This is a genomic window from Modestobacter lapidis (genome assembly GCF_054780755.1).
Window position 1 is genome coordinate 1 of record NZ_BAAGVS010000003.1, and the last position, 22739, is coordinate 22739.

The 22739-nt window shown below is 74.4% G+C and carries 19 protein-coding genes and 1 tRNA gene; 8 read left to right on the top strand and 12 right to left on the bottom strand.

The window, feature by feature from the left end:
- Positions 1–58: 58 nt before the first annotated feature.
- The gene (locus tag ACYVG5_RS05010) at positions 59–568 is read right to left on the bottom strand and encodes an RHS repeat protein (RefSeq protein WP_222045474.1); all 510 of its coding nucleotides are present in this window, start codon (positions 566–568) and stop codon (positions 59–61) included.
- Positions 569–916: 348 nt separating this feature from the next.
- On the opposite strand from ACYVG5_RS05010, the gene ACYVG5_RS05015 reads away from it, so the two are divergent.
- Positions 917–1420 (top strand): type II toxin-antitoxin system VapB family antitoxin, encoded by a 504-nt coding sequence (locus tag ACYVG5_RS05015; RefSeq protein ID WP_460683000.1) that lies wholly within the window; start codon positions 917–919, stop codon positions 1418–1420.
- Between the two features lie 5 nt (positions 1421–1425).
- Here ACYVG5_RS05015 and ACYVG5_RS05020 read toward each other — a convergent pair whose 3' ends face one another.
- The 8 genes from ACYVG5_RS05020 to ACYVG5_RS05055 all read right to left on the bottom strand — a co-directional run bounded on the left by ACYVG5_RS05020 (position 1426) and on the right by ACYVG5_RS05055 (position 9556).
- Positions 1426–2043 (bottom strand): response regulator, encoded by a 618-nt coding sequence (locus ACYVG5_RS05020; RefSeq protein ID WP_460683001.1) that lies wholly within the window; start codon positions 2041–2043, stop codon positions 1426–1428.
- Positions 2044–2116: 73 nt separating this feature from the next.
- Entirely contained in the window at positions 2117–3229 is a 1113-nt protein-coding gene (locus tag ACYVG5_RS05025) for a sensor histidine kinase (RefSeq protein ID WP_460683002.1), read from the bottom strand.
- Between the two features lie 35 nt (positions 3230–3264).
- Positions 3265–4011: an ABC transporter permease gene (locus tag ACYVG5_RS05030; RefSeq protein WP_222045476.1), complete on the bottom strand. Its 747-nt coding sequence runs from the start codon at positions 4009–4011 to the stop codon at positions 3265–3267.
- Positions 4008–4901 carry an ATP-binding cassette domain-containing protein gene (locus tag ACYVG5_RS05035; protein WP_222045478.1) on the bottom strand — a complete coding sequence of 298 codons (894 nt, stop codon included), beginning with the start codon at positions 4899–4901 and terminating at the stop codon, positions 4008–4010. The genes ACYVG5_RS05030 and ACYVG5_RS05035 overlap by 4 nt, the downstream gene beginning before the upstream one ends.
- 151 nt (positions 4902–5052) lie before the next feature.
- The gene (hemW, locus tag ACYVG5_RS05040; protein ID WP_222045480.1) at positions 5053–6282 is read right to left on the bottom strand and encodes a radical SAM family heme chaperone HemW; all 1230 of its coding nucleotides are present in this window, start codon (positions 6280–6282) and stop codon (positions 5053–5055) included.
- Between the two features lie 38 nt (positions 6283–6320).
- The gene (gene selB / locus ACYVG5_RS05045; RefSeq protein WP_222045482.1) at positions 6321–8066 is read right to left on the bottom strand and encodes a selenocysteine-specific translation elongation factor; all 1746 of its coding nucleotides are present in this window, start codon (positions 8064–8066) and stop codon (positions 6321–6323) included.
- A complete protein-coding gene (gene selA / locus ACYVG5_RS05050; protein ID WP_222045484.1) occupies positions 8066–9373 on the bottom strand; it encodes an L-seryl-tRNA(Sec) selenium transferase in 1308 nt (435 codons plus the stop codon). Before selA ends, selB begins: the two co-directional genes overlap by 1 nt.
- Positions 9374–9460: 87 nt before the next feature.
- Positions 9461–9556 (bottom strand) — tRNA-OTHER (locus ACYVG5_RS05055).
- Positions 9557–9625: 69 nt separating this feature from the next.
- On the opposite strand from ACYVG5_RS05055, the gene selD reads away from it, so the two are divergent.
- The 6 genes from selD (at position 9626) to ACYVG5_RS05085 (ending at position 16668) form a co-directional block, all read left to right on the top strand.
- Complete coding sequence (gene selD, locus ACYVG5_RS05060; RefSeq protein ID WP_460683003.1) at positions 9626–10639, top strand: selenide, water dikinase SelD; 1014 nt, start codon at positions 9626–9628, stop codon at positions 10637–10639.
- Positions 10640–11129: 490 nt separating this feature from the next.
- On the top strand, positions 11130–12110 hold the full coding sequence (locus ACYVG5_RS05065; RefSeq protein ID WP_222045486.1) for a carbohydrate ABC transporter permease: 981 nt from the start codon (positions 11130–11132) through the stop codon (positions 12108–12110).
- Entirely contained in the window at positions 12107–13018 is a 912-nt protein-coding gene (locus ACYVG5_RS05070; RefSeq protein ID WP_222045488.1) for a carbohydrate ABC transporter permease, read from the top strand. The genes ACYVG5_RS05065 and ACYVG5_RS05070 overlap by 4 nt, the downstream gene beginning before the upstream one ends.
- Positions 13019–13109: 91 nt before the next feature.
- Positions 13110–14405, top strand: a complete 1296-nt coding sequence (locus ACYVG5_RS05075; protein ID WP_222045490.1) for an ABC transporter substrate-binding protein — start codon at positions 13110–13112, stop codon at positions 14403–14405.
- 31 nt (positions 14406–14436) lie between these two features.
- Positions 14437–15549, top strand: a complete 1113-nt coding sequence (locus ACYVG5_RS05080) for an ABC transporter ATP-binding protein (protein WP_222045492.1) — start codon at positions 14437–14439, stop codon at positions 15547–15549.
- 153 nt (positions 15550–15702) lie between these two features.
- Positions 15703–16668: a zinc-binding dehydrogenase gene (locus ACYVG5_RS05085; RefSeq protein ID WP_222045494.1), complete on the top strand. Its 966-nt coding sequence runs from the start codon at positions 15703–15705 to the stop codon at positions 16666–16668.
- Between the two features lie 104 nt (positions 16669–16772).
- Here the strand turns inward: ACYVG5_RS05085 and lepA are convergent, their stop codons facing one another.
- Positions 16773–18611 carry a translation elongation factor 4 gene (gene lepA, locus ACYVG5_RS05090; protein WP_222045496.1) on the bottom strand — a complete coding sequence of 613 codons (1839 nt, stop codon included), beginning with the start codon at positions 18609–18611 and terminating at the stop codon, positions 16773–16775.
- Positions 18612–18844: 233 nt separating this feature from the next.
- On the opposite strand from lepA, the gene rpsT reads away from it, so the two are divergent.
- Positions 18845–19105: a 30S ribosomal protein S20 gene (gene rpsT, locus ACYVG5_RS05095; protein ID WP_222045498.1), complete on the top strand. Its 261-nt coding sequence runs from the start codon at positions 18845–18847 to the stop codon at positions 19103–19105.
- 124 nt (positions 19106–19229) lie between these two features.
- On the opposite strand, the gene holA is transcribed toward rpsT, so the two are convergent.
- Both holA and ACYVG5_RS05105 read right to left on the bottom strand, forming a co-directional pair.
- The gene (gene holA, locus ACYVG5_RS05100) at positions 19230–20177 is read right to left on the bottom strand and encodes a DNA polymerase III subunit delta (protein WP_246629650.1); all 948 of its coding nucleotides are present in this window, start codon (positions 20175–20177) and stop codon (positions 19230–19232) included.
- Complete coding sequence (locus ACYVG5_RS05105) at positions 20060–22654, bottom strand: ComEC/Rec2 family competence protein (RefSeq protein WP_460683004.1); 2595 nt, start codon at positions 22652–22654, stop codon at positions 20060–20062. The genes holA and ACYVG5_RS05105 overlap by 118 nt, the downstream gene beginning before the upstream one ends.
- Between the last annotated feature and the right edge of the window lie 85 nt (positions 22655–22739).

Consider the following 22739-nt stretch of genomic DNA (forward strand, 5'->3'; position numbering starts at 1 on the left):
CCGGACCCCGTTCGAAGCGCTCACCGACCACCGGGCTGCGGCAACCGCCACAGCGTGATCAACCCGAGGACCTGTCCACGATCCTTGACACAGCCCAGTTGTTGTAGGTGGAGTGCCGGGCGGTGCAGGCGACGCCGTTGGTGGTGTCGCGGACCTGGGTGAGTCGCTTGAGCCGGTCGTAGCCGTAGGTCTTGCTCGAGGCCGGGGTGGTGAGGCTGATCCACTGCCCGGCGCTGTTCTGTACCCCGTCGGAGGCCGCGACGGTGACTCCGTCGCTGGTGCGGGTGTAGGTGCGGTTGATTGGTGTTCGGTTGGCGTCGTAGTCGATGGCCAGGGCGACCCCGCCGGGCAGGGTCTGGTTGGTGACCTGGCCGTCGGGGCCGTAGACGGCGGAGATGGTGCCGGCGACGGAGTCGGTGACCGAGGTGACGTAGCCCCGCGGCTCGGCGGTGCGGTCGTAGGTGAACGTCGTGGAAGAGCCGAGACTGTCGGTGACGGTGGTGGGCTTGCCGTGGGCGTCGAAGACGCTGGAGGTCCAGCCGCCGGCGGCGTCGGTGTACTTGGTCATCCGGCCCAGGGCGTCGAACTCGGGACTCCAAGCGCATAGGCGCAGGCGTCCGCCGAAAAGATGGCAGAATCGCTCAGTAATCACAACGACACACGCAGTAGGACACAGCAGCGTGTCCCCTGCACAACACCGGCCTCAATCCCCCGACATGCATGGCCGCTTCCGCGGTCACCTCCTGGGCCGACGACCGCGCCAAGCTGGATTTCACGGGGATGACGATGCATCGGCAATCCCCGGGGTGGGGGGGCGCGCAGGCGTCGGTGCGGCTGTCCGCGACGCCCCCCGACATGAAGCGCCCCAGGACCCGGGCCTGCTCCGCGCGCTGTGATCCGTGTGGCATCGCGGACGGTGGGACGCTCCCCGCCGACCCTCTATGCCGGCACTAGGCTGGACCGAGTCGACGGACCCCGGCCCGGGGTCCGGGGAGCGGGAGGCTCAGCCCTGATCTTCAAGGCGGTCCGGAGCGGGCGACCGTATCCCGACCACAACTTCTCCACCCGCGACTGGGCACTGATCCCGCCGCGGCAGATCCGGCTCGACACGCTGGTCACCACCAAGCGCGAGCTGGCCCTCGACGCGTTGCTCGCCGACGACTCGACCTTCTACGGCGACCTGTTCCCGCACGCCGTCCAGTGGCAGGGCGAGCTCTACCTCGAGGACGGGCTGCACCGGGCGCTGCGCGCCGCCCTGCAGCAGCGCAACGTGATCCACGTGCGCGTGCTCGAGCTCGACGCGCTCATCCGGTCCGGCGGCGCCGACGCCGCCGAGCCGGCGCCCCAGCCGGCCGGTGAGCTCCCCGACACCCACGCCCCCTGGGGCACCGGCCCCTGGGGCGCGGCCAACCGCGGCTGACCCGCTCAGAGCCAGCCCTTCTCCTCGGCCACCCGGGCGGCCTCGACCCGGGTGCGGGCGCCGGTCTTGCCGATCGCCGAGGACAGGTAGTTGCGCACCGTCCCCTCGGACAGGAACAGCTGCGCGGCGATGTCCGCGACGGTCGCCCCGGTGGCCGCGGACCGGAGCACGTCGGCCTCCCGTCCGGACAGCGGCGTCGCGCCCAGGGCCAGCGCCGCCGCCGCCAGGTCCCGGTCGATCACCCGCTCCCCGCCCATCACCGCGCGGATCGACCGGGCCAGCTCGGCGACCGGGGAGTCCTTCACCAGGAAGCCGGCCGCTCCCACCTCCATCGCGCGGCGCAGGAAACCCGGGCGGCCGAACGTGGTGAGCACCACCGCCCGCACCCCGGGCAGCTCCGCCGCCAGCTCCCGGGCGGCCTCGATGCCGTCCTGGCCGGGCATCTCGATGTCCAGCAGCGCCACGTCCGGCGCCGCCGCCCGGGCCGCCGCCAGCACCTCGTCGCCGCGGCCGACCTCGGCGACGACCTCGATGTCCTCCTCCAGGTCCAGCAGCGCCCGCAGCGCGCCGCGGACCAGCGTCTGGTCCTCGGCGAGCAGCACCCGGATCACAGGCTCGGTCACGTGCCCCCCTCGCTGGCGCTCGTCGGCCACGTGCCCCTGGATGCTCTGCCCCTGCGTGACCTCGCAAGTTCGGTCACGTGCTCACCGACGCCGGGACCACGGGGACCGAGGCGCGCACCCGGTAGCCCCCGCCGTCGACCGGCCCCGCGTCCAGCTCGCCACCGAGGGCGGCGACCCGTTCGCGGAGCCCAGCCAGGCCCGCCCCCGGCGCGCGCCCCAGCACGGTCATCCGGTCGCCGGCGCCGGCCCCGTCGTCGGTCACGGTCAGCTCGGCCCGGACGCCGTCCTCGGCGAGCCCCACGGTCACCGAGCGGGCGCCGCTGTGCCGCAGCACGTTCGTGGTGGCCTCCCGCACCACCCAGCCGAGGGCGGCGTCGACGGCCCCGGGAAGCGCCGCCACCCGGTCGGGCTGGCGCAGGGTGATGCCCGCCCCGGCCAGCGCGGCCCGCGCCTCCGCCAGCGCCTGCGCGCAGCTCACCTGCCGGTAGCCACTCACCGCCTCCCGCACCTCCGCCAGCGCCCGGCGGGCGGCCTCCTCGACGTCGGTCATCTCCGCACTCGCGCGGCGGGGGTCGACCTCGGCGAGCCGGCGGGCCAGCTCGCTCTTCAGCGCGATCAGCGACAGCGAGTGGCCGAGCAGGTCGTGCAGGTCGCGGGCGAAGCGGAGCCGCTCCTCGGCGACCGCGTTGCGGGCCAGCTCCTCGCGGGCCTCCTGCAGCTCCCGGTTCACGGTCATCAGGTAGCCGGTGCCCTGGATGGCGAAGGCGGTGAGCAGGCAGATGGGCGGCAGGAACAACAGCCCGGAGGCCCCGTCGACGAGGATCACGGCACCGCAGAGCACCGCCGCGGCGACCACGGCGGGCCATACCCAGCGCCCGGGCAGCGTGGCGGCGGCCGCCGCCGAGACGTAGATCATCAGGCCGGACCAGCTGGCCCCGTAGCCGACCGCCAGCGCGACGGCGAGCAGCACCATCACCACGAACTCCGGCCGCAGCGCCCGCGGCCGGCCGAGCTGACCGATCACCCGCAGGTAGACCGCCGTGAAGGCCAGCAGCCCGGCCCCGGCGACCCAGCGCGCCAACACCGGGCGGTCGGTGGTGACGATGTCGGTGATCGGGAAGACCTGGAACAGCAGCCAGGGCGCGGCCCACATCGCCTGACCCCACCAGCTGCTCGATCGGTTCACCGGACGGACGCTAGCGCTCGGTGCCCGGCCACGGCTCAACCCGCGACCGCGTGCAGCGGGCGCCGCCGCGCGACGGCCACGGCGGCCACCGAGAACAGCGCGGTGAACCCGGCCACGGCCAGCACCGCCCCTCCCGACGGCGTGCCGCCGGCCGCGACGTCCCGGCCCAGCTCGGCGTACCAGTACGAGGGCATCACGCGGGCCAGCGCCGCCATCCCGGACGGGAACCACTCGACGGAGACCCACAGCCCGCCGAGCGCGGCGAGCACCGTGCCGAGGATGCCGATGGCCGCGCCGGCGGCCTGGCTGTCCAGCGCCAGCCCGATCGCCAGGCCCAGCGCGACGAAGGCGACCGAGCCGGCCCAGAGCACCGCGATCAGGGCCGCCCAGGTGGCCGGCCGCAGCTCGATGCCGTTGACGAATCGGCCGACGAGCGCCACGACGACCAGGCTGGGCAGCACCAGCAGGGCACCCACCAGCACGTCAACGGTGAAGGCGGTGCCGGTGGGCACCGGGGTGACGCGGAGCTGGCGCAGCCAGCCGGACGCGCGGTCGAAGGCCAGCCGGATGGTCGCACCCAGCGCGGCACCGAGGGCGCCGTAGGCCATCATCGACACCATGTAGGGGCGCGCGTTCGCCTGGTACTCGGCCGGGTCGGCCGCCAGGTTGCCGAAGATCTTGGTGAAGAAGACCGTGAACAGCGCGGGGAGCAGCACCGTGAAGAAGAGGTACTGGCGGTTGCGGCCCACCCGACGGAGCTGGAACAGCAGCAGACCGCTCATCGCGTTCCTCCGGCGGTGAGCCGCAGGAACGCCTGTTCAAGGGTGGCGCCGCGGACCTCGAGGTCGGGCAGCCGGTCGTGGCGGGCGAGCAGCGCCCGCAGCGTGGCCTCGGCGTCGGAGGTGGCCAGCTCGACCAGCTCCCCGGCCGCACTGACCGAGGTGACGCCGGGCAGGCCGGCCAGCTCGCCGCGCTCCCCCGGCGCGGTGAACCGGATGGTGCGCCCGGCGACCGCGGCCTTCACCGCGGTGGCGGAGCCGTCGGCCACGATCCGGCCGCCGGCGACCACGACCACCCGGTCGGCGACCGCGTCGGCCTCGTCGAGGTGGTGGGTGGCGAACACGACGGTGTGCCCGCGGCCGGCCAGCGCGCGCATCGTCGTCCAGAAGGCCTGGCGCGCCGCGACGTCCATGGCCGAGGTCGGCTCGTCGAGCACCAGCAGCGGTGGGGCGCCGGCCAGCGCCAGGGCCAGCAGGACCCGCTGACGCTGGCCGCCGGACAGCGCGTCCACCTTCCGGGTGAGCAGCCCGTCGATGCCCGCGGTGACGGAGAGGTCCCCGACCGGCCACGGGGTGTCGTACTGCCGCCGGACCAGCTCGAGGACCTCGCCCACCCGGGTCTCGCTGGGCAGGCCGCCGTGCTGCAGCATCGCGCCGACCCCACCGGCCCGGATAGCCTCGAGCGGCCCGCGGCCCAGCAGCCGGACGCGGCCTGCGGTGGGGCGGAACAGGCCGAGGGCGGCGTTGAGGACCGAGGACTTGCCGGCGCCGTTGGCGCCCAGCAGCGCGACCGTCTCCCCGGCGGCGATGCGCAGATCGAGCCGGTCGACGGCGAGCGTCTCGCCGTAGCGGACGGTCAGTTCCTCGATGTCGAGGACGGATGTCGGAGGCATGCTCCCAGCCTGGCCGGGGACCCGGTGGACGCGGCAGTGCAGAACGTCGTCGAGTCACTCTGACATCCGTCAGGTCGGGCTGAGTTCCCGACCTCAACGCAGGCGGGGAACGGTACCTGGCAGCGGGGTGGTCCGAAGGATCACGATGTGCTCAGCTGAGGTCCCGGATGACGGCGTCGGCGAGCAGCCGGCCGCGGTCGGTGAGGACGGCGCGGCCCCCGGCGTGCGGCGCCGGCTCCAGCAGCCCGCGGACGACGGACTCCGCCGCCCGCGCCCGCCCGGCGTCGGACAGGGCCTCCAGGGGTAGCCCGTCACGCAGGCGCAGCCCGAGCATGACCCGCTCGAGGGCCTGGTCGTCCGGGGTGAGCAGCTCCGCGTCGGCGGCCGGGTGCAGCCCGCCGGCCAGCCGGTCGGCGTACGCGGCCGGGTGCTTCACGTTCCACCAGCGCAACCCGCCGACGTGCGAGTGCGCGCCGGGCCCCACCCCCCACCAGTTCGCGTTGGCCCAGTACAGCTCGTTGTGCCGGCACCGGGCGGCCCGGTCGCGCGCCCAGTTGGACACCTCGTACCAGCCCAGCCCGGCACCACCGAGCACCCGGTCCGCCTGCTCGTAGCGGTCGGCCAGGACGTCGTCGTCGGGCATCGGCAGCTCGCCGCGGGCCACCCGCCGGGCCAGCCGGGTGCCCTGCTCGACGATCAGCGCGTACGCGCTGACGTGGTCGACCGGCGCGGCGAGGACGGCGTCCAGCGAGGCTGCCCAGTCGGCGCCGGTCTCCCCCGGTGCGCCGTAGATGAGGTCCAGGTTCACGTGCTCGAAGCCGGCGGCCCGCGCCTCGCGCGCCGCCTGCACCGCCCGGCCGGGGGTGTGCCGGCGGTCCAGCACGGCGAGCACGTGCTCGGCGGCGGACTGCATGCCCAGGCTGATCCGGGTGAAGCCGCCGGCGCGCAGGGTCGCCAGCGACTCCGGCGTCACCGACTCGGGGTTGGCCTCGGTGGTGACCTCCACATCGGGCGCGACCGGGAACAGCTCGCGGACGGCGTCCATCACCGCCACCAGATCCGCGGCCGGCAGCAGCGTCGGGGTGCCACCGCCGACGAACACCGTCTGCACCGCGGGGCGGTCGGGCCCGAGCACCTCGGCGGCCAGCCGGAGCTCGGCGATCGCGGTGCCGGCGTACTCGGTGCGGTTGGCACCGGGGCCGAGCTCGTCGGAGGTGTAGGTGTTGAAGTCGCAGTAGCCGCAGCGGGTGGCGCAGAACGGCACGTGCACGTAGAGCCCGAAGGGGGTCCTCGCCAGCCCGGCGCGGGCGCTCTCGGGGAGCATCTCCGGGCCGGCCGGGAGGGCCGGGGTCTGGCCGAGCAGCGGCAGGGTCGTCGTCATCTGGCCTCCAGTGTGCGCCAGTCGGGCAGGCTGCCCAGTCAGCGCAGCCGGCGGGTGTTGTCCGGCAGCCGCACGGTCACGCCACGGGCGTCCAGCCACTCGGCCAACGGGACGGCGACCCGGCGGCTGGTCCCCCACGTCTGCCGGGCCTGGCTGAGGGTGAACGGCTGCGGGATGGCGGCCAGCCGGGCCCGCGCCACCTCCGCCACCCCAGGAGCCAGGTAGATGCCGTCGGTGATCCGCACCAGCTGCTCGTCCCGCACGGCGGCGGCGAGCTCGCGCGGTCCCAGCCCGGCGGCGGCCAGGTCCCCGGCCTCGGGGGCGGCGAACGGCTCGTCGGTCAGCCGCGCGCGGATGGCCTCCACCGCCCGCTGGACCGCCGGCGGCAGGCCCACCCCACCGACGACCACCCGGCCGCCGCGCAGCGCCAGCGGCGGCCGCAACAATCCGCCGACCAGGTCGGCGTCCGGCAGGTCCAGCTCCTGCCGGACCCACTCGACCGGCGGCCCGGGCTCCAGCGGCAGCCGGGCGCGGTAGGACGCCACGAGGGGCAGCACCCGGCCGGCCAACTGGTCGACCAGCCCGGGCGCCAGCAGCCACGGCCCGTGCGCCGTCGCCTCGGCCGGCACCGGCCAGCCCATCGCGACGAAGTCGGCACGCCGCACCACCCGGCGGCGGGTCAGGTCGGCCAGCGCCCCCGCCTCGCCGGGCGGCTGCTCCGCCAGCTCGGCGGCCCGGGTGCGGGCCGCGCCGCGGCGGCGCAGCTCCGGCGGGTCGACGTCGCGGACGTCGGCGCCCAGTACCCGCCGGCTGCCGGGGTCGCGGAGCAGCAGCCGGTCGCCCACCCGCAGCGGCAACGCCTCGGCCAGCCGGAGCCGCAGCGCCGTCCCGTCCAGGGGCCGCACCCGGGCCGCCACCGTCGCCGACCCGATGTGGACGACCATCTCGGCGGGCAGTCGGTCCTCCTCGGCGGCCAGCAGGGTGACGTCGAGGTCCGCGGTGCGCCGGAACGCGTCCGGGGTGAGCAGCGCGTCGCCGCGGACGACCTCCTCGACAGCGACCCCGCGCAGGTTCAGCGCGACCCGGGCGGTGGCCGACGCGGTCTGCACCGGCTCGCCCAGCGAGTGCAGCCCGCGCACGGTCGCCGCCCGCCCGCCCAGGTCCAGCCGGTCCCCGACCGCGACCGACCCGGCCGCGAGAGTGCCGGTGACCACCGTCCCGGCGCCGCGGATGGTGAAGGCCCGGTCGACCCACAGCCGCACCGGCGCGGTCGTGGCGGGCGCCGGCAGGCCGGCCAGCACCGTCTCCAGCACCGCGGCCACCTCCGGCACGCCCGCGCCGGTGCGGGCGCTCGCGGCCACCGCCAGCAGTCGCCCCAGCGACGTGCCGGCCAGCCGTTCGGCGGCGTCGGCGAGCACCGGCCCGGGGTCGGCGGCGTCGGCCTTGGTCACCACGAGCAGCCCGTGCCGCACGCCCAGGGCGTCGAGGACGGCGACGTGCTCGCCGGTCTGCGCCGACCAGCCGTCGTCGGCCGCGACCACGACCAGCGCGGCCGGCACTGACCCGACGCCGGCCAGCATGTTCCCGATGAAGCGCTCGTGACCGGGGACGTCGACCATGGCCAGCCGGCGCCCCGAGGGCAGCGTCGTCCAGGCGAAGCCCAGGTCGATGGTCAGGCCGCGGCGGCGCTCCTCCTCCCACCGGTCGGGCTCCATACCGGTGAGCGCGCGGACCAGGGTGGACTTGCCGTGGTCGACGTGGCCGGCGGTGGCGATGACGTCCATCAGGCCCGCACCGCCAGCACCGCGTCGCCGAGCTCGGCGTCCTGCTCGGGCAGCACGCTGCGCAGGTCCAGCACCGTGCGGCCGCCCGCCAGGTGGCCGACCACCGGGCGCGCCGCCCGGCGCAGCGGCTCGGCGTAGCCGGCCGGCAGCGAGACCGCGGCGCTGGGCAGCTCGAGCTCGGGGGCTCCCCCACCGCCGATCCGTGCGGTCGACCCGACCGCGACCGCGTCCAGCCCCGCGGCGGCCAGCCGGGCGGCCAGCGCGCCGGCCCGCCGGCGGAGGTCGGCCGGAGCGGTGTCGAGCATCCGCTGCACCGGTGGCTGCGGCCCGCGCAGCGTCGCCTCCAGCGCCGCCAGGGTCGTCTTGTCGACCCGCAGCGCACGGTAGAGCGGGTGCCGGCGCAGCCGCTGGACCAGCTCGGTGCGACCGAGGACCAGCCCGGCCTGCGGGCCGCCGAGCAGCTTGTCGCCGCTGGCCAGCACCAGGTCGGCCCCCGCCGCGAGGGTGCTCTGCAGGTCGGGTTCGTCGGGCAGCAAGGGGTGCGGGCGCAGCAGCCCCGACCCGACGTCGGCGACCAGCGGCACGCCTGTCCCGGCGAGCGCGGGAGCGAGTTCGGCCACGTCCGCGGCGCGGGTGAACCCCCGGACGACGAAGTTCGAGGGGTGCACCTTGAGCACGACGGCGGTGTCGGGGCCCAGCGCGCCGGTGTAGTCGGCCAGCGACACCCGGTTGGTCGTTCCCACCTCGCGCAGCCGGGCACCGGTCGCGGCCAGCAGCTCGGGGATGCGGAAGCCGTCCCCGATCTCGACCAGCTCACCCCGGGAGACCACCAGCTCCCGCCCCTGCGCGAGCGCGGTGGCGACGAGTGCCAGCGCGGCCGCGCAGTTGTTCACGACCAGCGCCGCCTCGGCCGCGGGTACCGCGGCGAGCAGGGCCCCCAGCGCGCCCTCGCCCCGGGGCCCGCGCCGGCCGGTGGCCAGGTCCAGCTCGACGTCGGTCGTGCCGCTGGCCGCGGCCACCGCCTCGACCGCGGCCGCCGACAGCGGGGCCCGGCCCAGGTTGGTGTGCACCAGGACGCCGGTGGCGTTGAGCACCGGCCGGAGACCGCCGGCGGTGCCCGGAAGCGCGGCGAGTGCCGCCCCGGCCGCGTCGGCGGGCGGCAGCTCACCCGACCGGACCCGCTGCTGGACGGTCTGCACGGCGTCCTTCACCAGCTCGCGGCCCAGCCGCGCGGCGGCGGCGGCCAGCCGGGGCTCGGCGAGGAGCGTGTCGGTGCGCGGCACCTGCCGGCGCGGATCGGCGGTCATCGCCGCCGAGGGTAGGGGGCCGCGCCGACCATCCGGGGAGAGGCACCGGGCGCGGAGCCGGCCGTGGGGCCGGCCCCGCGCGACGGGTGGCGGAGGCGGACGGGAATCGAACCCGCCTGGCCGAGATGCTCGGCCACGTCGGCTTTAGAGGCCGCGGGGGCCACCAGACACCCTGACGCCTCCGCGGCCAGCGTAGGCCGGGCCTCCCCCGGGCGTGGGCATCGGCTCCGCGGCCGGGGCTACCGTCGGATCGTGACCGCTGCCCCCATCGCCTCCACCGTCCGGCTCACCCAGTACGCGCACGGCGGCGGCTGCGCCTGCAAGATCCCGCCGGGCGAGCTGGAGGCCGTCGTCGCCGGGCTGGTCCAGACCGGGCCGACCGACCCGGCGGCCGAGCTGGTCGTCGGGCTGGACGACGGGGACGACGCCGCGGTCGTGCGCATCGCCGGCGGGCAGGGGCTGGTGCTGACCACCGACTTCTTCACCCCCGTGGTCGACGACGCCTACACCTTCGGCCGGATCGCGGCGGCCAACGCGCTCTCCGACGTCTACGCGATGGGCGGGACGCCGGTGGTCGCGGTGAACCTGCTCGGCTGGCCCCGCGACGTCCTGCCGGCCGAGCTGGCCGCCGAGGTGCTGCGCGGCGGGCTGGAGGTCGCGCACGAGGCCGGCTGCCACGTCGGCGGCGGGCACTCGATCGACGACCCCGAGCCGAAGTACGGCATGGCGGTCACCGGGCTGGTCGACCTGGACCGGCTGATCCGCAACGACACGGCGGTGGCCGGGACGCCGGTGTCGCTGACCAAGCCGCTGGGGGTGGGCGTGCTGAACAGCCGGATGAAGGCGACCGGAGAGGTGTCGGAGGAGGCCGTCGCCGCGATGACCTCGCTGAACCGGGACGCCGCCGCGGCCGCGGTGGCCGCCGGCATCCGGGCCGGTACCGACGTCACCGGCTTCGGCCTGCTGGGGCACCTCTACAAGATGGCCCGGGCCAGCGGGGTCACCGCCGTGGTCGACGCCGCCGCCGTTCCGTACCTGGCCGGCGCCCGGCAGGCGCTGGCCGACGGCTGGGTGTCCGGTGGAACCCGCCGCAACCTCGACTGGGTGCGCCCGCACGCCGATCTGTCCGCCGTCGGCGAGGACGAGGCGCTGCTGCTGGCCGACGCGCAGACCTCCGGGGGGCTGCTGCTCGGCGGCGAGGTGCCCGGCGCCCCGGTGATCGGCGAGTTCGTGCCCCGGCAGGAGTTCGTGGTCGTCGTCCGCTGACGGCATCGGGAGCATCGCAGCGAGCGCCAGCGAGCGAGGAGCGGACCGGGGCCGGAAGCGGACCAGTGCCGTCGTCCGCTGACGGCATCGGGAGCATCGCAGCGAGCGCCAGCGAGCGAGGAGCGGACCGGGGCCGGAAGCGGACCAGTGCCGTCGTCCGCTGACGGCATCGGGAGCATCGCAGCGAGCGCCAGCGAGCGAGGAGCGGACCGGGGCCGGAAGCGGACCAGTGCCGTCGTCCGCTGACCGCATCGGGAGCCCACCGGCGGGCGCCTAACGGGCCGTCGCAGGGCTGCGGGGCCGGCGACCGGTTCCGGTTTCCGTTACCGAGGCGTGTCCCCGGCGGGCCTGCTGGCAGTTATCTTCTCGCCGTGAGGACGACGTCGTCGGTCATCCCGGCAGGCACCGGACACCGTGTTCACCCGCCGGTGCCGCCGCTGGCGCCCGTCCGCCACGTCCCGTTCACCCGGCCCGGACAGGGTCCCCCGCTGTGAGTGCCCAGCCGATCGCTGCTACCCGGGGAACGTCCTCGGCATCGGCTCCCCCGGCCGGCACCCCGGCCCGGCCCGCCGCCAAGGCCGGCGCGAACCCGCCCGGCCACCGGCGGCGCGACATCCTGCTCGCGGCCGCCTTCCTGCTGCCCAACCTGGTGCTGCTGGTCGCCTTCACGTACCGCCCGCTGGTGGACAACATCCGGTTGTCGTTCACCGACTGGAACATCTCCGCACCCATGGCGTCGTTCATCGGCGTCGACAACTACGTGGAGTGGTTCACCAGCGACGACAGCCAGCTGGTGCTCTGGAACACCGTCGTCTTCACCGGCGCGGCCGTGCTGGGGTCGATGGTGATCGGGCTGGCGCTGGCACTGCTGCTGGACCAGAAGCTCTTCGGTCGCAACGCCGTGCGCTCGCTGGTCTTCGCGCCGTTCGTGCTGGCGGGCGCCGCGGTCGGCGTGGCCTTCCAGTTCGTGTTCGACCCGACGTTCGGCCTGGTGCAGGACCTGCTCGGCCGGGTCGGCGTCGAGGCCCCGGCGTTCTACCAGGACCCGGAGTGGGCCCTGTTCATGGTCACCGTCACCTACATCTGGAAGAACCTCGGCTACACCTTCGTCATCTACCTGGCCGCCCTGCAGGGGCGGCGGGCCGAGCTGGACGAGGCGGCCGAGATCGACGCCGCCTCGACCTGGACGAAGTTCCGCCGGGTCACCTGGCCGCAGCTGCGCCCGGCGACGTTCTTCCTGCTCATCACCGTGCTGCTCAACAGCTTCCAGGTCTTCGACGTGATCGACACGATGACCCGCGGTGGTCCGCTCGGCAACGGAACGACGACGATGGTCTACCAGGTCTACCAGGAGACGTTCGTGAACCAGCGGGCCGGTTTCGGCGCCACCGTGGCCACCATCATGTTCCTGGCCCTGCTGGTCATCACCCTGGTACAGGTCCGCGTCATGGAGCGGGGGCGGGAGGCGTGACCGCGCTCGCCCCGCAGGACCGCCCGGAGAGCCGGACGAGCGACTCCCCGTCGCCGGCCCCGCCGAGCGCCGCACCGCACGAGCGGTCCAGCCCGCTGAGCCGGGTCGGCGGCTACCTCGGCCTGCTGCTGGTGATCCTCGTCGTCGCCCTGCCCCTCTACTGGATCCTGATCTCGTCGCTGAAGGAACGGCCGGACATCTACACCGTGCCGGTCACCTGGGTGCCGGATCCGTTCACGGCCGCGAACTACTCCCGGGTCGGCACCGGCGTCGCGTTCACCGACTACCTGCGCAACTCGATCATCATCACCACGGTGCTCACGGTCGTGGAGGTCACGCTCGGGGTGCTGTCGGCCTTCGCCCTGGCCTTCCTGCGATTCCCGGGGCGCAGCCTGGTCCTGCTGTTCGTGATCGCCAGCCTGATGGTCCCCAACCAGGTGACCGTGATCAGCAACTACGCGCTGGTCGCCCAGCTCGGCTGGCGGAACACCTTCGCCGGGATCATCGTCCCGCTGGCCGGCGTCGCGTTCGGCACCTTCCTCCTGCGCAACCACTTCCTGTCGCTGCCGAAGGAGATCATCGAGGCGGCCGAGATGGACGCGGCCGGGCCGCTGAAGATGCTGTGGCGGGTCGTGCTGCCGATGTCCTGGCCCACTCTGATCGCGTTCGTCCTCATCACCATCGTGACCGAGTGGAACCAGTACCTCTGGCCACTGCTGATGGCGGACGACTCGTCCACCGCCCCCCTCCCGGTCGGGCTCGCCCAGCTCCAGGACACCGCGGGGCTCACCAACTGGGGTCCGGTCATGGCCGGGACGGTCCTGACCATGCTGCCCATCCTGGTGATCTTCCTGCTGCTCCAGCGGCACATGATCAAGGGCCTGACCGCCGGGGCGGTCAAGGGTTGACCGGGCCCCTCGCACACACCCCGGACCTGCTCCGACCGCAGTACGTCCCACCGAGCCACGCCATGCAGTCGACGACGACGGGAGCACGACCATGAACCCTCTGGACCGCCGCAGGTTCCTCCAGCTGAGCGGGCTCACCCTCGGCGCGGTCGGGCTGTCCGCCTGCGCGGGTACCGGCTCGACCGAGCAGTCCGGCGACGGCGGCCCGGTCGAGACGCTGACCATGTGGTCCAACCACCCCGGCGAGTCCAAGCCGGTCGAGTCGCAGCTGCTCGACGCCTTCACCGAGGAGACCGGCATCGCGGTCAACCTGGTGACCGCCGGCGCGTCCTACGAGGAAGCCGCCCAGCGGTTCAACGCGGCACTCTCCGGCGGGGAACTGCCCGACGTCGTCATCGCCTCCGACGTCACCTGGTTCAACTTCGCGCTCAACGACGCGATCACCCCGATGGACGACCTGTGGCAGGCCGTCGGGGTGGACACCGCCGGGTACGTCGACTCGCTGCGGGAGGACTACGAGTTCGAGGGCGCCCACTACGCGCTGCCGTACGCCCGGTCGACGCCGCTCTACTACTACAACAAGCCGATGTGGGCGGCCGCCGGTCTCCCCGACCGCGGCCCGGAGACGTGGGCGGAGTTCGCCGAGTGGGCACCCCGGCTGGCCGCCGCCAATCCCGCGGTAGCCCCCATGGTGGTGCCCGACGGGAGCAACTACCTCGACTGGTACTTCCAGGGCATGATCTGGACCTTCGGCGGGGCGTACTCCGACGAGTGGGAGCCGACGTTCACCTCCCCGGAGTCCCTGGAGGCCGGGCGCTTCCTGCAGGACATGTACCGGCAGAACTTCATCGCCATCTCCAACGACGCGAACAACCAGTTCGGCGCAGCCCAGGCCGCCTCGCTGCTGCAGTCGACGGGGTCGCTCGGCGGGCTCAAGGAGACCGCCCAGTTCGAGTTCGGCACCGCGTTCCTGCCCGGTCCGCCGCCCGGCACCCCGACCGGTGGGGCCGGCCTCACGATCCCGGCGAACATCTCCGACGAGCGCAAGGAGGCCGCGATGCAGCTCATCGCGTTCCTCACCAACACCGACAACACGGTGACCTTCAGCCAGGCGACCGGGTACATGCCGGTGCGCCAGGACGCCATCGACGACCCGGAGATGGTCGCGTACCTGGAGGAGAACCCGAACGCGCGGACCGCCCTGGAGCAGCTCGCGGTGACCGCGCCGCAGGACTACGCCCGGGTGTTCCTGCCCGGCGGCGGCGCCCGGATCGGTGCCGGCCTGGACCGGATCACCATCGGCGGGGAGGACGTGGAGACCGTCTTCCGGCAGCTGGGCGAGGAGAGCCAGCAGGTCTACGAGCGGGACATCGAGCCGAAGCTGTGACGGCGCGGGCGGCGACGAGCGGGAGCCGGCCATGGCGTCGGTGACGTTCCAGGAGGTCACCCGGTCCTTCGCGCCGGGCGAGCGCCCGGCGGTGGACCGGCTGGACCTGGAGGTCCAGGACGGCGAGTTCCTGGTCGTCGTGGGCCCGTCGGGGTGCGGGAAGTCGACGAGCCTGCGGATGCTCGCCGGCCTGGAACCGGTCACCTCGGGGCGGGTGCTGATCGACGGTGTCGACGTCACCGGCCGCCGGGCCCGTGATCGGGACGTCGCGATGGTCTTCCAGAGCTACGCGCTGTACCCGAACATGACCGCCGGGGAGAACATGGCGTTCGCCCTGAAGAACCTCGGCGTCAGCAAGGCCGACATCAGCACGCGGGTGGCCGAGGCCGCCCGCGTGCTCCAGCTGGAGGACCTGCTGGACCGCAAGCCGGCCAAGATGTCCGGCGGGCAGCGGCAGCGGGTCGCGATGGGCCGGGCCATCGTCCGGGACCCGAAGGTCTTCTGCATGGACGAGCCGCTGTCGAACCTGGACGCGAAGCTGCGGGTCTCCACCCGCGCCGAGATCGCGAACCTGCAGAAGCGGCTGGGCACGACGACCGTCTACGTGACCCACGACCAGACCGAGGCGATGACCATGGGCGACCGGGTCGCCGTCCTGCGTGCGGGCCAGCTGCAGCAGATCGGGAGTCCCACCGAGCTCTACGAGCGGCCGGTCAACACGTTCGTCGCCGGCTTCATCGGCTCCCCGTCGATCAACCTGATCGACTCGGTGCCCGTCCGCGACGGTCGCGCGGTGCTCACGGACTCGTTGCAGATCCCGGTGCCCGGGGCCGCCGGCCGCGCCGCCGACCGGGTGACCGTCGGCATCCGGCCGGAGGGCGCCGACGTGGTGGGCGCCGGCGCCGGCAACCCCGGGGACGCCGGCCGGCTGCCCGTCCGGGTGGCCCGCGTCGAGCGCCTGGGCTCGGAGACCTTCGCGTTCGTCGACCCGGTCGGGCTGGTGGCGGGCTCCACCGGCCGGGCCGATCATCTGGTGTTCCGCCTGGACAAGCGGCTGGACGTCCGGGAGGGATCGGAGCTGGTCCTGACCGTCCACTCGGCCGAGGTGCTGGTCTTCGACGCCGCGGGTTCCGCCCTCAGTTAGGCACCGGGGACGACCGCCGACGCCAGTCGGCTCCGGCGGCCGGGCGCGGGGCCGGAGGCTCCCGCCCGGACTCCGGGCAACGGCTCTACGCGTGCGGGGACGGTACCTGGTCGCGGTGTCGTCCGAAGGACGACCATGCAATAGCGTCGGGCCATGCTCGCAGCTTTCGTGTCGACGCCCGCTCCCGACGACCCGCTCTCCGTCCTGGAGGTCGGCGACCGCCCGGCCCCCGAGGCGCCCGACGACTGGACGACGATCGACGTCAAGGCCGTCTCGCTCAACCACCACGACCTGTTCAGCCTCCAGGGCATCGGCCTGCCGCAGGAGCGGATGCCGATGATCCTGGGCACCGACGCGGCCGGGCTCGACCAGGACGGCAACGGGGTCGTGGTGCACGGCGTCGTCGCCAGCCCGGGCTGGAGCGGTGACGAGACGATGGACCCCAAGCGGTCGCTGTTCTCCGAGCTGCACCAGGGGACGATGGCCGAGCAGGTCGTCGTCCCCGAGCGGAACGTCGTCCCCAAGCCGGCCGAGCTGTCCTTCGCCGAGGCGGCCTGTCTGCCCACCGCATGGCTGACCGCCTACCGGATGCTCTTCGTGCGGTCCGGCCTCCGCCCCGGCTCCACCGTGCTCGTGCAGGGCGCCAGCGGCGGCGTCGCGACGGCGCTGATCAAGCTGGGCAGCGCGGCCGGCTACCGGATGTGGGTGACCGGCCGCAGCGAGGAGAAGCGGGCGGCCGCCCTCGCGCTCGGCGCGGACCAGGCCTTCGAGACCGGTGCCCGGCTGCCCGCCCGGGTGGACGGCGTGATGGAGACCGTCGGCGAGGCGACCTGGTCGCACAGCATCAAGTCGCTGCGGCCCGGCGGCGTGGTCGTCACCTGCGGCGCCACGACGGGCTTCAACCCGGGAGCCGAGCTGAACCGCGTCTTCTTCACCCAGCTGTCGGTGGTCGGCTCGACCATGGGTACCCGCGACGAGCTCGAGTCGCTCATCCAGATGTGCCGGATCACCGGCGTCCGGCCGCAGATCGACGTCGAGCTGCCGCTGACGCAGGCGGCGGAGGGCTTCGCCCGCATGCACGAGGGCCGCACCGCCGGGAAGATCGTCTTCACCGTCTGACGGCGGCCGCCGTCCCGCGCCGCACCGGCGCGGGGCGGCGTCCCCCGGCACCGTTCAGCGCGCCGCGGCGAGCCGCCGTTCGATCTCCGGGGCGACCCGGTCCCTCACTTCTTGGTGGGCTCCGCGTTGGAGAGCGCGGCCACGAAGGCCTCCTGGGGGACCTCGACGCGGCCGACCATCTTCATCCGCTTCTTGCCCTCCTTCTGCTTCTCCAGCAGCTTGCGCTTGCGGGTGATGTCACCGCCGTAGCACTTGGCCAGCACGTCCTTGCGGATGGCGCGGACCGTCTCCCGGGCGATGACCCGGGAGCCGACAGCCGCCTGGATCGGCACCTCGAACTGCTGGCGCGGGATCAGCTCGCGCAGCTTGCCGGCCATCATCACGCCGTAGCTGTAGGCCTTGTCCTTGTGCACGATCGCGCTGAACGCGTCGACGGCCTCGCCCTGCAGCAGGATGTCCACCTTGACCAGCTGCGACTCCTGCTCGCCGGCCTCGGCGTAGTCGAGGGAGGCGTAGCCGCGGGTGCGGGACTTCAGGGCGTCGAAGAAGTCGAAGATGATCTCACCGAGCGGCAGGGTGTAGCGGAGCTCGACCCGGGACTCCGACAGGTAGTCCATGCCGGTCAACGAGCCCCGGCGGCCCTGGCAGAGCTCCATGATCGCGCCGGTGTAGTCGCTGGGGGCGATCAGCGTGGCGTTCACGATCGGTTCGAACACCTTGTCGATCTTGCCCTCGGGCCAGTCGCTGGGGTTGGTGACGGTGTGCTCGGTGCCGTCCTCCATCACCACCCGGTAGACGACGTTGGGCGCGGTGGAGATGAGGCTGAGCCCGCCCTCGCGCTCCAGCCGCTCGCGCACGATCTCCAGGTGCAGCAGCCCCAGGAAGCCGACCCGGAAGCCGAAGCCGAGGGCCGCGGAGGTCTCCGGCTCGTACACCAGGGCCGCGTCGTTGAGCAGCAGCTTGTCCAGCGACTCCCGGAGCAGCTGGTACTCGCTGCCGTCGATCGGGTAGAGGCCGGAGTAGACCATCGGCCTCGGGTCGCGGTAGCCGCCGAGGGACTCCGCGGCCGGCCGGTGCTGGAGCGTGACGGTATCGCCGACCCGCGACTGGCGGACGTCCTTGACCCCGGTGATGAAGTAGCCCACCTCGCCGACGCCCAGGCTCTCGACCGGCTTGGGCTCCGGGGAGATGACGCCGATCTCCAGCAGCTCGTGGGTCACGTTGTTCGACATCATCTTGATCCGCTCGCGGCCGGAGATCCGACCGTCGACGACGCGCACGTAGGTGATCACGCCCCGGTAGATGTCGTAGACGGAGTCGAAGATCAACGCGCGGGCGGGGCCGTCCGCGTCGCCGGTGGGAGCCGGGATCGTCGCCACGATGGCGTCGAGCAGCTCGGGCACGCCCTCGCCGGTCTTGCCGCTGACCCGCAGCACGTCACCGGGCTCGCAGCCGATGATGTGCGCGAGCTCGGCGGCGAACTTCTCCGGCTGGGCGGCCGGCAGGTCGATCTTGTTGAGCACCGGGATGATCGTCAGGTCGTTCTCGATCGCCAGGTACAGGTTGGCCAGCGTCTGGGCCTCGATGCCCTGGGCGGCGTCGACGAGCAGCACCGCGCCCTCGCAGGCCGCCAGCGACCGGGACACCTCGTAGGTGAAGTCGACGTGCCCAGGGGTGTCGATCATGTCCAGGACGTGCTCGGTGCCGGTGAGCTCGCCGGTGCGCGGGGTCCAGGGCAGCCGCACGTTCTGCGACTTGATGGTGATGCCGCGCTCGCGCTCGATGTCCATCCGGTCGAGGTACTGGGCACGCATCTGGCGGCCCTCGACGATGCCGGTCACCTCCAGCATCCGATCGGCCAGCGTCGACTTGCCGTGGTCGATGTGGGCGATGATGCAGAAGTTCCGGATGCGGGCCGGGTCGGTGTTGGCGGGAGCAGTCACAGTGCTCCCATCGTCCCACGGACTCCGCCCCGGCAGAGCGCTCGGCTCGCATCCGCGCCGGTATCCCGGCGACCCGGCCGTCCCGGTGCCTGCGCCCGGTCGCCGATTGGGGGCCGCTGAGTGCGGCTGGTATCTTGTGAGGCCGGTCCGCTGATGCTCTGGCGTCGGGGACGCACGATCATCTGCAGCACTGTCAGAAGAACACCTTCCAGCGAGACATCCGAGGCTCACGCGTGGCGAACATCAAGTCCCAGCTCAAGCGGATCAAGACCAACGAGAAGGCGCGTCAGCGCAACGTCGCGGTCAAGTCCGCCCTCAAGACGCAGGTCCGGCGCTTCCGCTCGGCCGCCGACGCCGGGGACAAGGACGCCGCGACGGTCGCCCTCGTGACCGCCGGCAAGGCGCTCGACAAGGCCGCCAGCAAGGGCATCATCCACAAGAACCAGGCCGCCAACCGCAAGTCGGCGCTGGCCAAGAAGGTCGCGAGCCTCTGAGCTCCGGGCGTCGCCGACGGTCCAGCGACCGGCGCCGCCCCCACCGACGAGCCCCCCTCCCGCACGGGACGGGGGCTCGTCGCGTTCGCCGGCCCAGGAGACACCCGCCGGCGCACTGCCCGGCTCAGCGGCCGGGACGCACCCGGGCATCGCGGCCGCGGGCGGACTCGGCACGGATCGCCACGATCCGCCGCACCGCCCGTTCCAGCGCGTAGTCCGCGCTGGCCGCGACCCCCTTCACGTCGGCGTTGAGCTCGGCGGCGACCCCCATGGCCTGCTGCAGGGCGTCGATCGTCCACCCCCGCGCCTGGGCCTGGGCCTTCCGCACCTTCCACGGCGGCAGCTTCAGCGTCCGGGCGAGGTCGCCGACGTCGTTGGTGTTCAGCGAGGCCACCCGGGCCGCCGTCCGTACCCCGTCGGCCAGCGCGTCGGCGATGAGCACGTGGGCCACCCCGCGCTGCAGCGCCCAGCGCAGCATCTCCACCGACCCCGCGGTGTCACCCATCAGGACCCGCTCGGCCACGGTGAACCCGGTGACCTCGGCCTGCCCCCGGTGGAAGCGGGCCACCGCCTCCGCGTCGATGGAGCCACCGAAGTCCGAGACCAGCTGGCCGGCCGCCGAGGACAGCTGGCGCAGGTCGTTGCCGACCGCCTCGAGCAGGGCGGTGGCCGCATCCGGGCTGATCCGCCCACCCAGCCGGCGCACCTCGTTGCGGACGAAGGCCATCCGCTCCCCCGCCGAGCTGATCTTCGGGCACTCGTCGACGGCGGCCCCCGCGGCCCTGAACGCCTTGAGCAGCGCCTCGTTCCGCTTGCCACCGGAGTGGACCACCACCAGCGTGAGGTCGGGGTCGGGCTGCGTGGCGTAGCCGACGAGCGCCTCGGCCAGCGCGGCCGCCGCCTCGTGCACCCCGAGCACGACGACGAGCCGGTGCCCGCCGAACAGCGAGGGGGTCAGGGCGTCGGCCAGCGTGCCCAGCGCCAGGCCGGCGGCGACCAGCTCGTGCTCCTCCGAGTCAGCGTGCCGCGCGCGGATGGCGGCCCGGACGGCGGAGACCGCGCGGGCGCGCAGCAGCTCCTCCTCCCCCACCACGACCCGCAGGTGGGACGTCGGTTCCGGGGGTGCCGCTGCCACGTGCCCATGGTGTCACGCGGAACCGACCGTCCCGGCTCCCTCCGCGGGCCGGCGGGGCCTCGCGCCACCACCCCGGGGAGGAGTTCCGCGCTCGCGGTGGCGCGGAGGACGGCGTCGACGCCACGGACGGCCACACCCCAGTTGCCGGCGCTCCCGACGACGGCGAGGTCGCCCTGGCGGTCGGTGCGGTGCACCCGCATGCCGTCCGCGGCCAGCCAGTCCAGGAGCCGGTCGGTGGGATGGCCGTAGGTGTTGTCGGCGCCCACCGAGACCAGGGCGACGCGGGCGCCGGTGGCGGCCAGGAACTCCCGGTCGGCGTCGGCGCTCCCGTGGTGGGGCACCTTGAGCACGTCGGCGCGCAGGTCGGCCCCCGACGCGATGATCCGGCGCTCGGCCTCCGCCCCGAGGTCACCGGTGAGCAGCACCCGCACGCCGCGCTGGCTGGCCCGCACGACCAGCGACAGGTCGTTGGACTCGGCGGACACCGTGGCCGCGGCCGGCTGCGGCGCGATCACCTCGAGGTGCAGCCCGCCGACCGTGCGGTGCTCCCCGGGCCGGAGCACCACGTGCCGGCTGCCGACGGCGTGCACCGTCCGGGTGAACGCGGCGGCCCGCTCGTCGGCCGGTGACAGCGTGCCGGTGGCGATGTCACCGATCTCGCGGCCGGCGAGCGCACCGGTCAGGCCGCCGGCGTGGTCGGCGTCGAGGTGGGACAGCAACACCAGCGGCAGCCGCTCGATCCCCAGCCGGGTCAGGCACCCGTCGACCAGACCGGGATCCGGGCCGGCGTCCACCAGCACCGCCTCCCCCGGCGCGGTCGGCAGGACCAGGGCGTCGCCCTGGCCCACGTCGCAGGCGACGAGCAGCGTGGCGCCGGGCGGCCAGCCCCGGGTGGCCTGGCGCAGCGGCCAGCCGAGCAGCACGGCGCCGAGCAGGGCGGCCAGGGCCAGCGGGCGCAGCCGGGGCCAGCGCACCAGTGCCGTGACGACGGCGGCCAGCACGACGGTGAGCAGGGCCGCCCCCGGCAGGCCCGCCGGCCAGCCGGTGGCTCCGTCGGGCACCGCCGCCGCCCGCTCGGCGACCAGCACCAGCCAGCGCACCGGCCAGCCCGCCAGCCAGGCGAGTGCGGTGGCCAGCGGGGGTGCCACCGGGGAGACCACCGCGGCCAGCAGCCCCAGCACGGTGGCCGGGGCGACGGCCGGGGCCGCGAGCAGGTTGGCCGGGAGTGACACCAGGCTGACCACCCCGGAGAGAGCGGCCACCAACGGGGCGGTGGCCAGTCCGGCCGCGGCACTCACCGCCAGGGCGTCGGCGGCCGGCCGGGGCACGCCCCGCTGCCGCAACGCCCGTGACCAGGGCCGGGCGACCAGCACGATCGCCGCCGTCGCCGCCACCGAGAGGACGAAGCCGCCCTCGCGCGCCAGGTCCGGCTCGACGAGCAGCAGCACGCAGACCGCGGCGGCCAACGCCGGCACCGCCGCCCGGCTGCGCCCCCACGCCAGCGCCACCAGGACCACCACGGCCATCGCGCCGGCCCGCAGCACGCTGGCCCCCGGCCGGGCCAGCACGACGAAGCCGGCCAGCGCGAGCAACCCCACCGCGGCCTGCACCCGCCGGTCCACGCCGTACCGGCGCAGCGGCCAGAGGACCAGGGCGATCGCGATGGCCACGTTGGCACCGGAGACGGCAGTCAGGTGGGCGAGCCCGGCCCGGCGGAACTCCGCGGTGAGCACCGGGTCCATGGCGCGGGTGTCGCCGACCACCAGACCGGGCAGCAGCCCGGCCGGCCGCGGCTCGAGCGCACGGTCGGCGGCCCCCACCAGGCCGGCGCGCAGCGTTCCGGCCGCCTCCTGCACCGGCCCGGGCCCGGCGACCGGGATCGGCGGGGAGCGGGCCGACAGGACGGCCAGCAGGGTGTCGCCGTCCTCGGCCGGGCGGACCGCGGCCCGCAGCCACACCGACTGACCCGGGAGCAGACCCACCCACTCCTCCGCGGGGCCGAAGACCAGCACCGAGCCGGCCGGCACCTCCGCGCCGGACACCTCCCGGACGTCGGCGGCCACCAGGACCCGGGGCCCGCCGGCTCCGGCCAGCGGGCGGGGGTCGTCGGCGAGCTCCACGACGACGGGCACGACCGCGCCCAGCTCGGCCAGCTCGGGCAGTGGGGAGGTGGCCCGGTCGGCGGCCCGCACGGCCGCGGCCGCCGACACCGCGATCGCGGCGGCCAGGCACCCGACGGCGATCGCCCGGCGGCCCGACCAGCGCGGCGACCGCCCCGCGCCTCCCCGGAGCAGGAACGCCGCCGCACCGGCGCAGCCGACCGCACACCCGCCCAGTACCCCGACGGGCAGCGACGGGGCGGCCAGGGTCAGCGCCCACACCGTAGCGGCGGCCGGCACCAGCCTGAGGTCCACCCAGGACCACCGGTCCGCCGCCCGCCGCCGCACCGGCACCTGCACCCGGGCGACGCCAGGAGCCGGCCGGGGCCGTCCGGTCCTG

Excerpts from the sequence above, each read along its gene's own strand:
- ACYVG5_RS05010 (WP_222045474.1), bottom strand. The coding sequence starts at position 568 with ATGACCAAGTACACCGACGCCGCCGGCGGCTGGACCTCCAGCGTCTTC.
- ACYVG5_RS05030 (WP_222045476.1), bottom strand. The coding sequence starts at position 4,011 with ATGAGCGGTCTGCTGCTGTTCCAGCTCCGTCGGGTGGGCCGCAACCGC.
- ACYVG5_RS05035 (WP_222045478.1), bottom strand. The coding sequence starts at position 4,901 with ATGCCTCCGACATCCGTCCTCGACATCGAGGAACTGACCGTCCGCTAC.
- hemW (WP_222045480.1), bottom strand. The coding sequence starts at position 6,282 with ATGACGACGACCCTGCCGCTGCTCGGCCAGACCCCGGCCCTCCCGGCC.
- selB (WP_222045482.1), bottom strand. The coding sequence starts at position 8,066 with ATGGACGTCATCGCCACCGCCGGCCACGTCGACCACGGCAAGTCCACC.
- selA (WP_222045484.1), bottom strand. The coding sequence starts at position 9,373 with ATGACCGCCGATCCGCGCCGGCAGGTGCCGCGCACCGACACGCTCCTC.
- ACYVG5_RS05075 (WP_222045490.1), top strand. The coding sequence starts at position 13,110 with ATGAACCCTCTGGACCGCCGCAGGTTCCTCCAGCTGAGCGGGCTCACC.
- ACYVG5_RS05080 (WP_222045492.1), top strand. The coding sequence starts at position 14,437 with ATGGCGTCGGTGACGTTCCAGGAGGTCACCCGGTCCTTCGCGCCGGGC.
- ACYVG5_RS05085 (WP_222045494.1), top strand. The coding sequence starts at position 15,703 with ATGCTCGCAGCTTTCGTGTCGACGCCCGCTCCCGACGACCCGCTCTCC.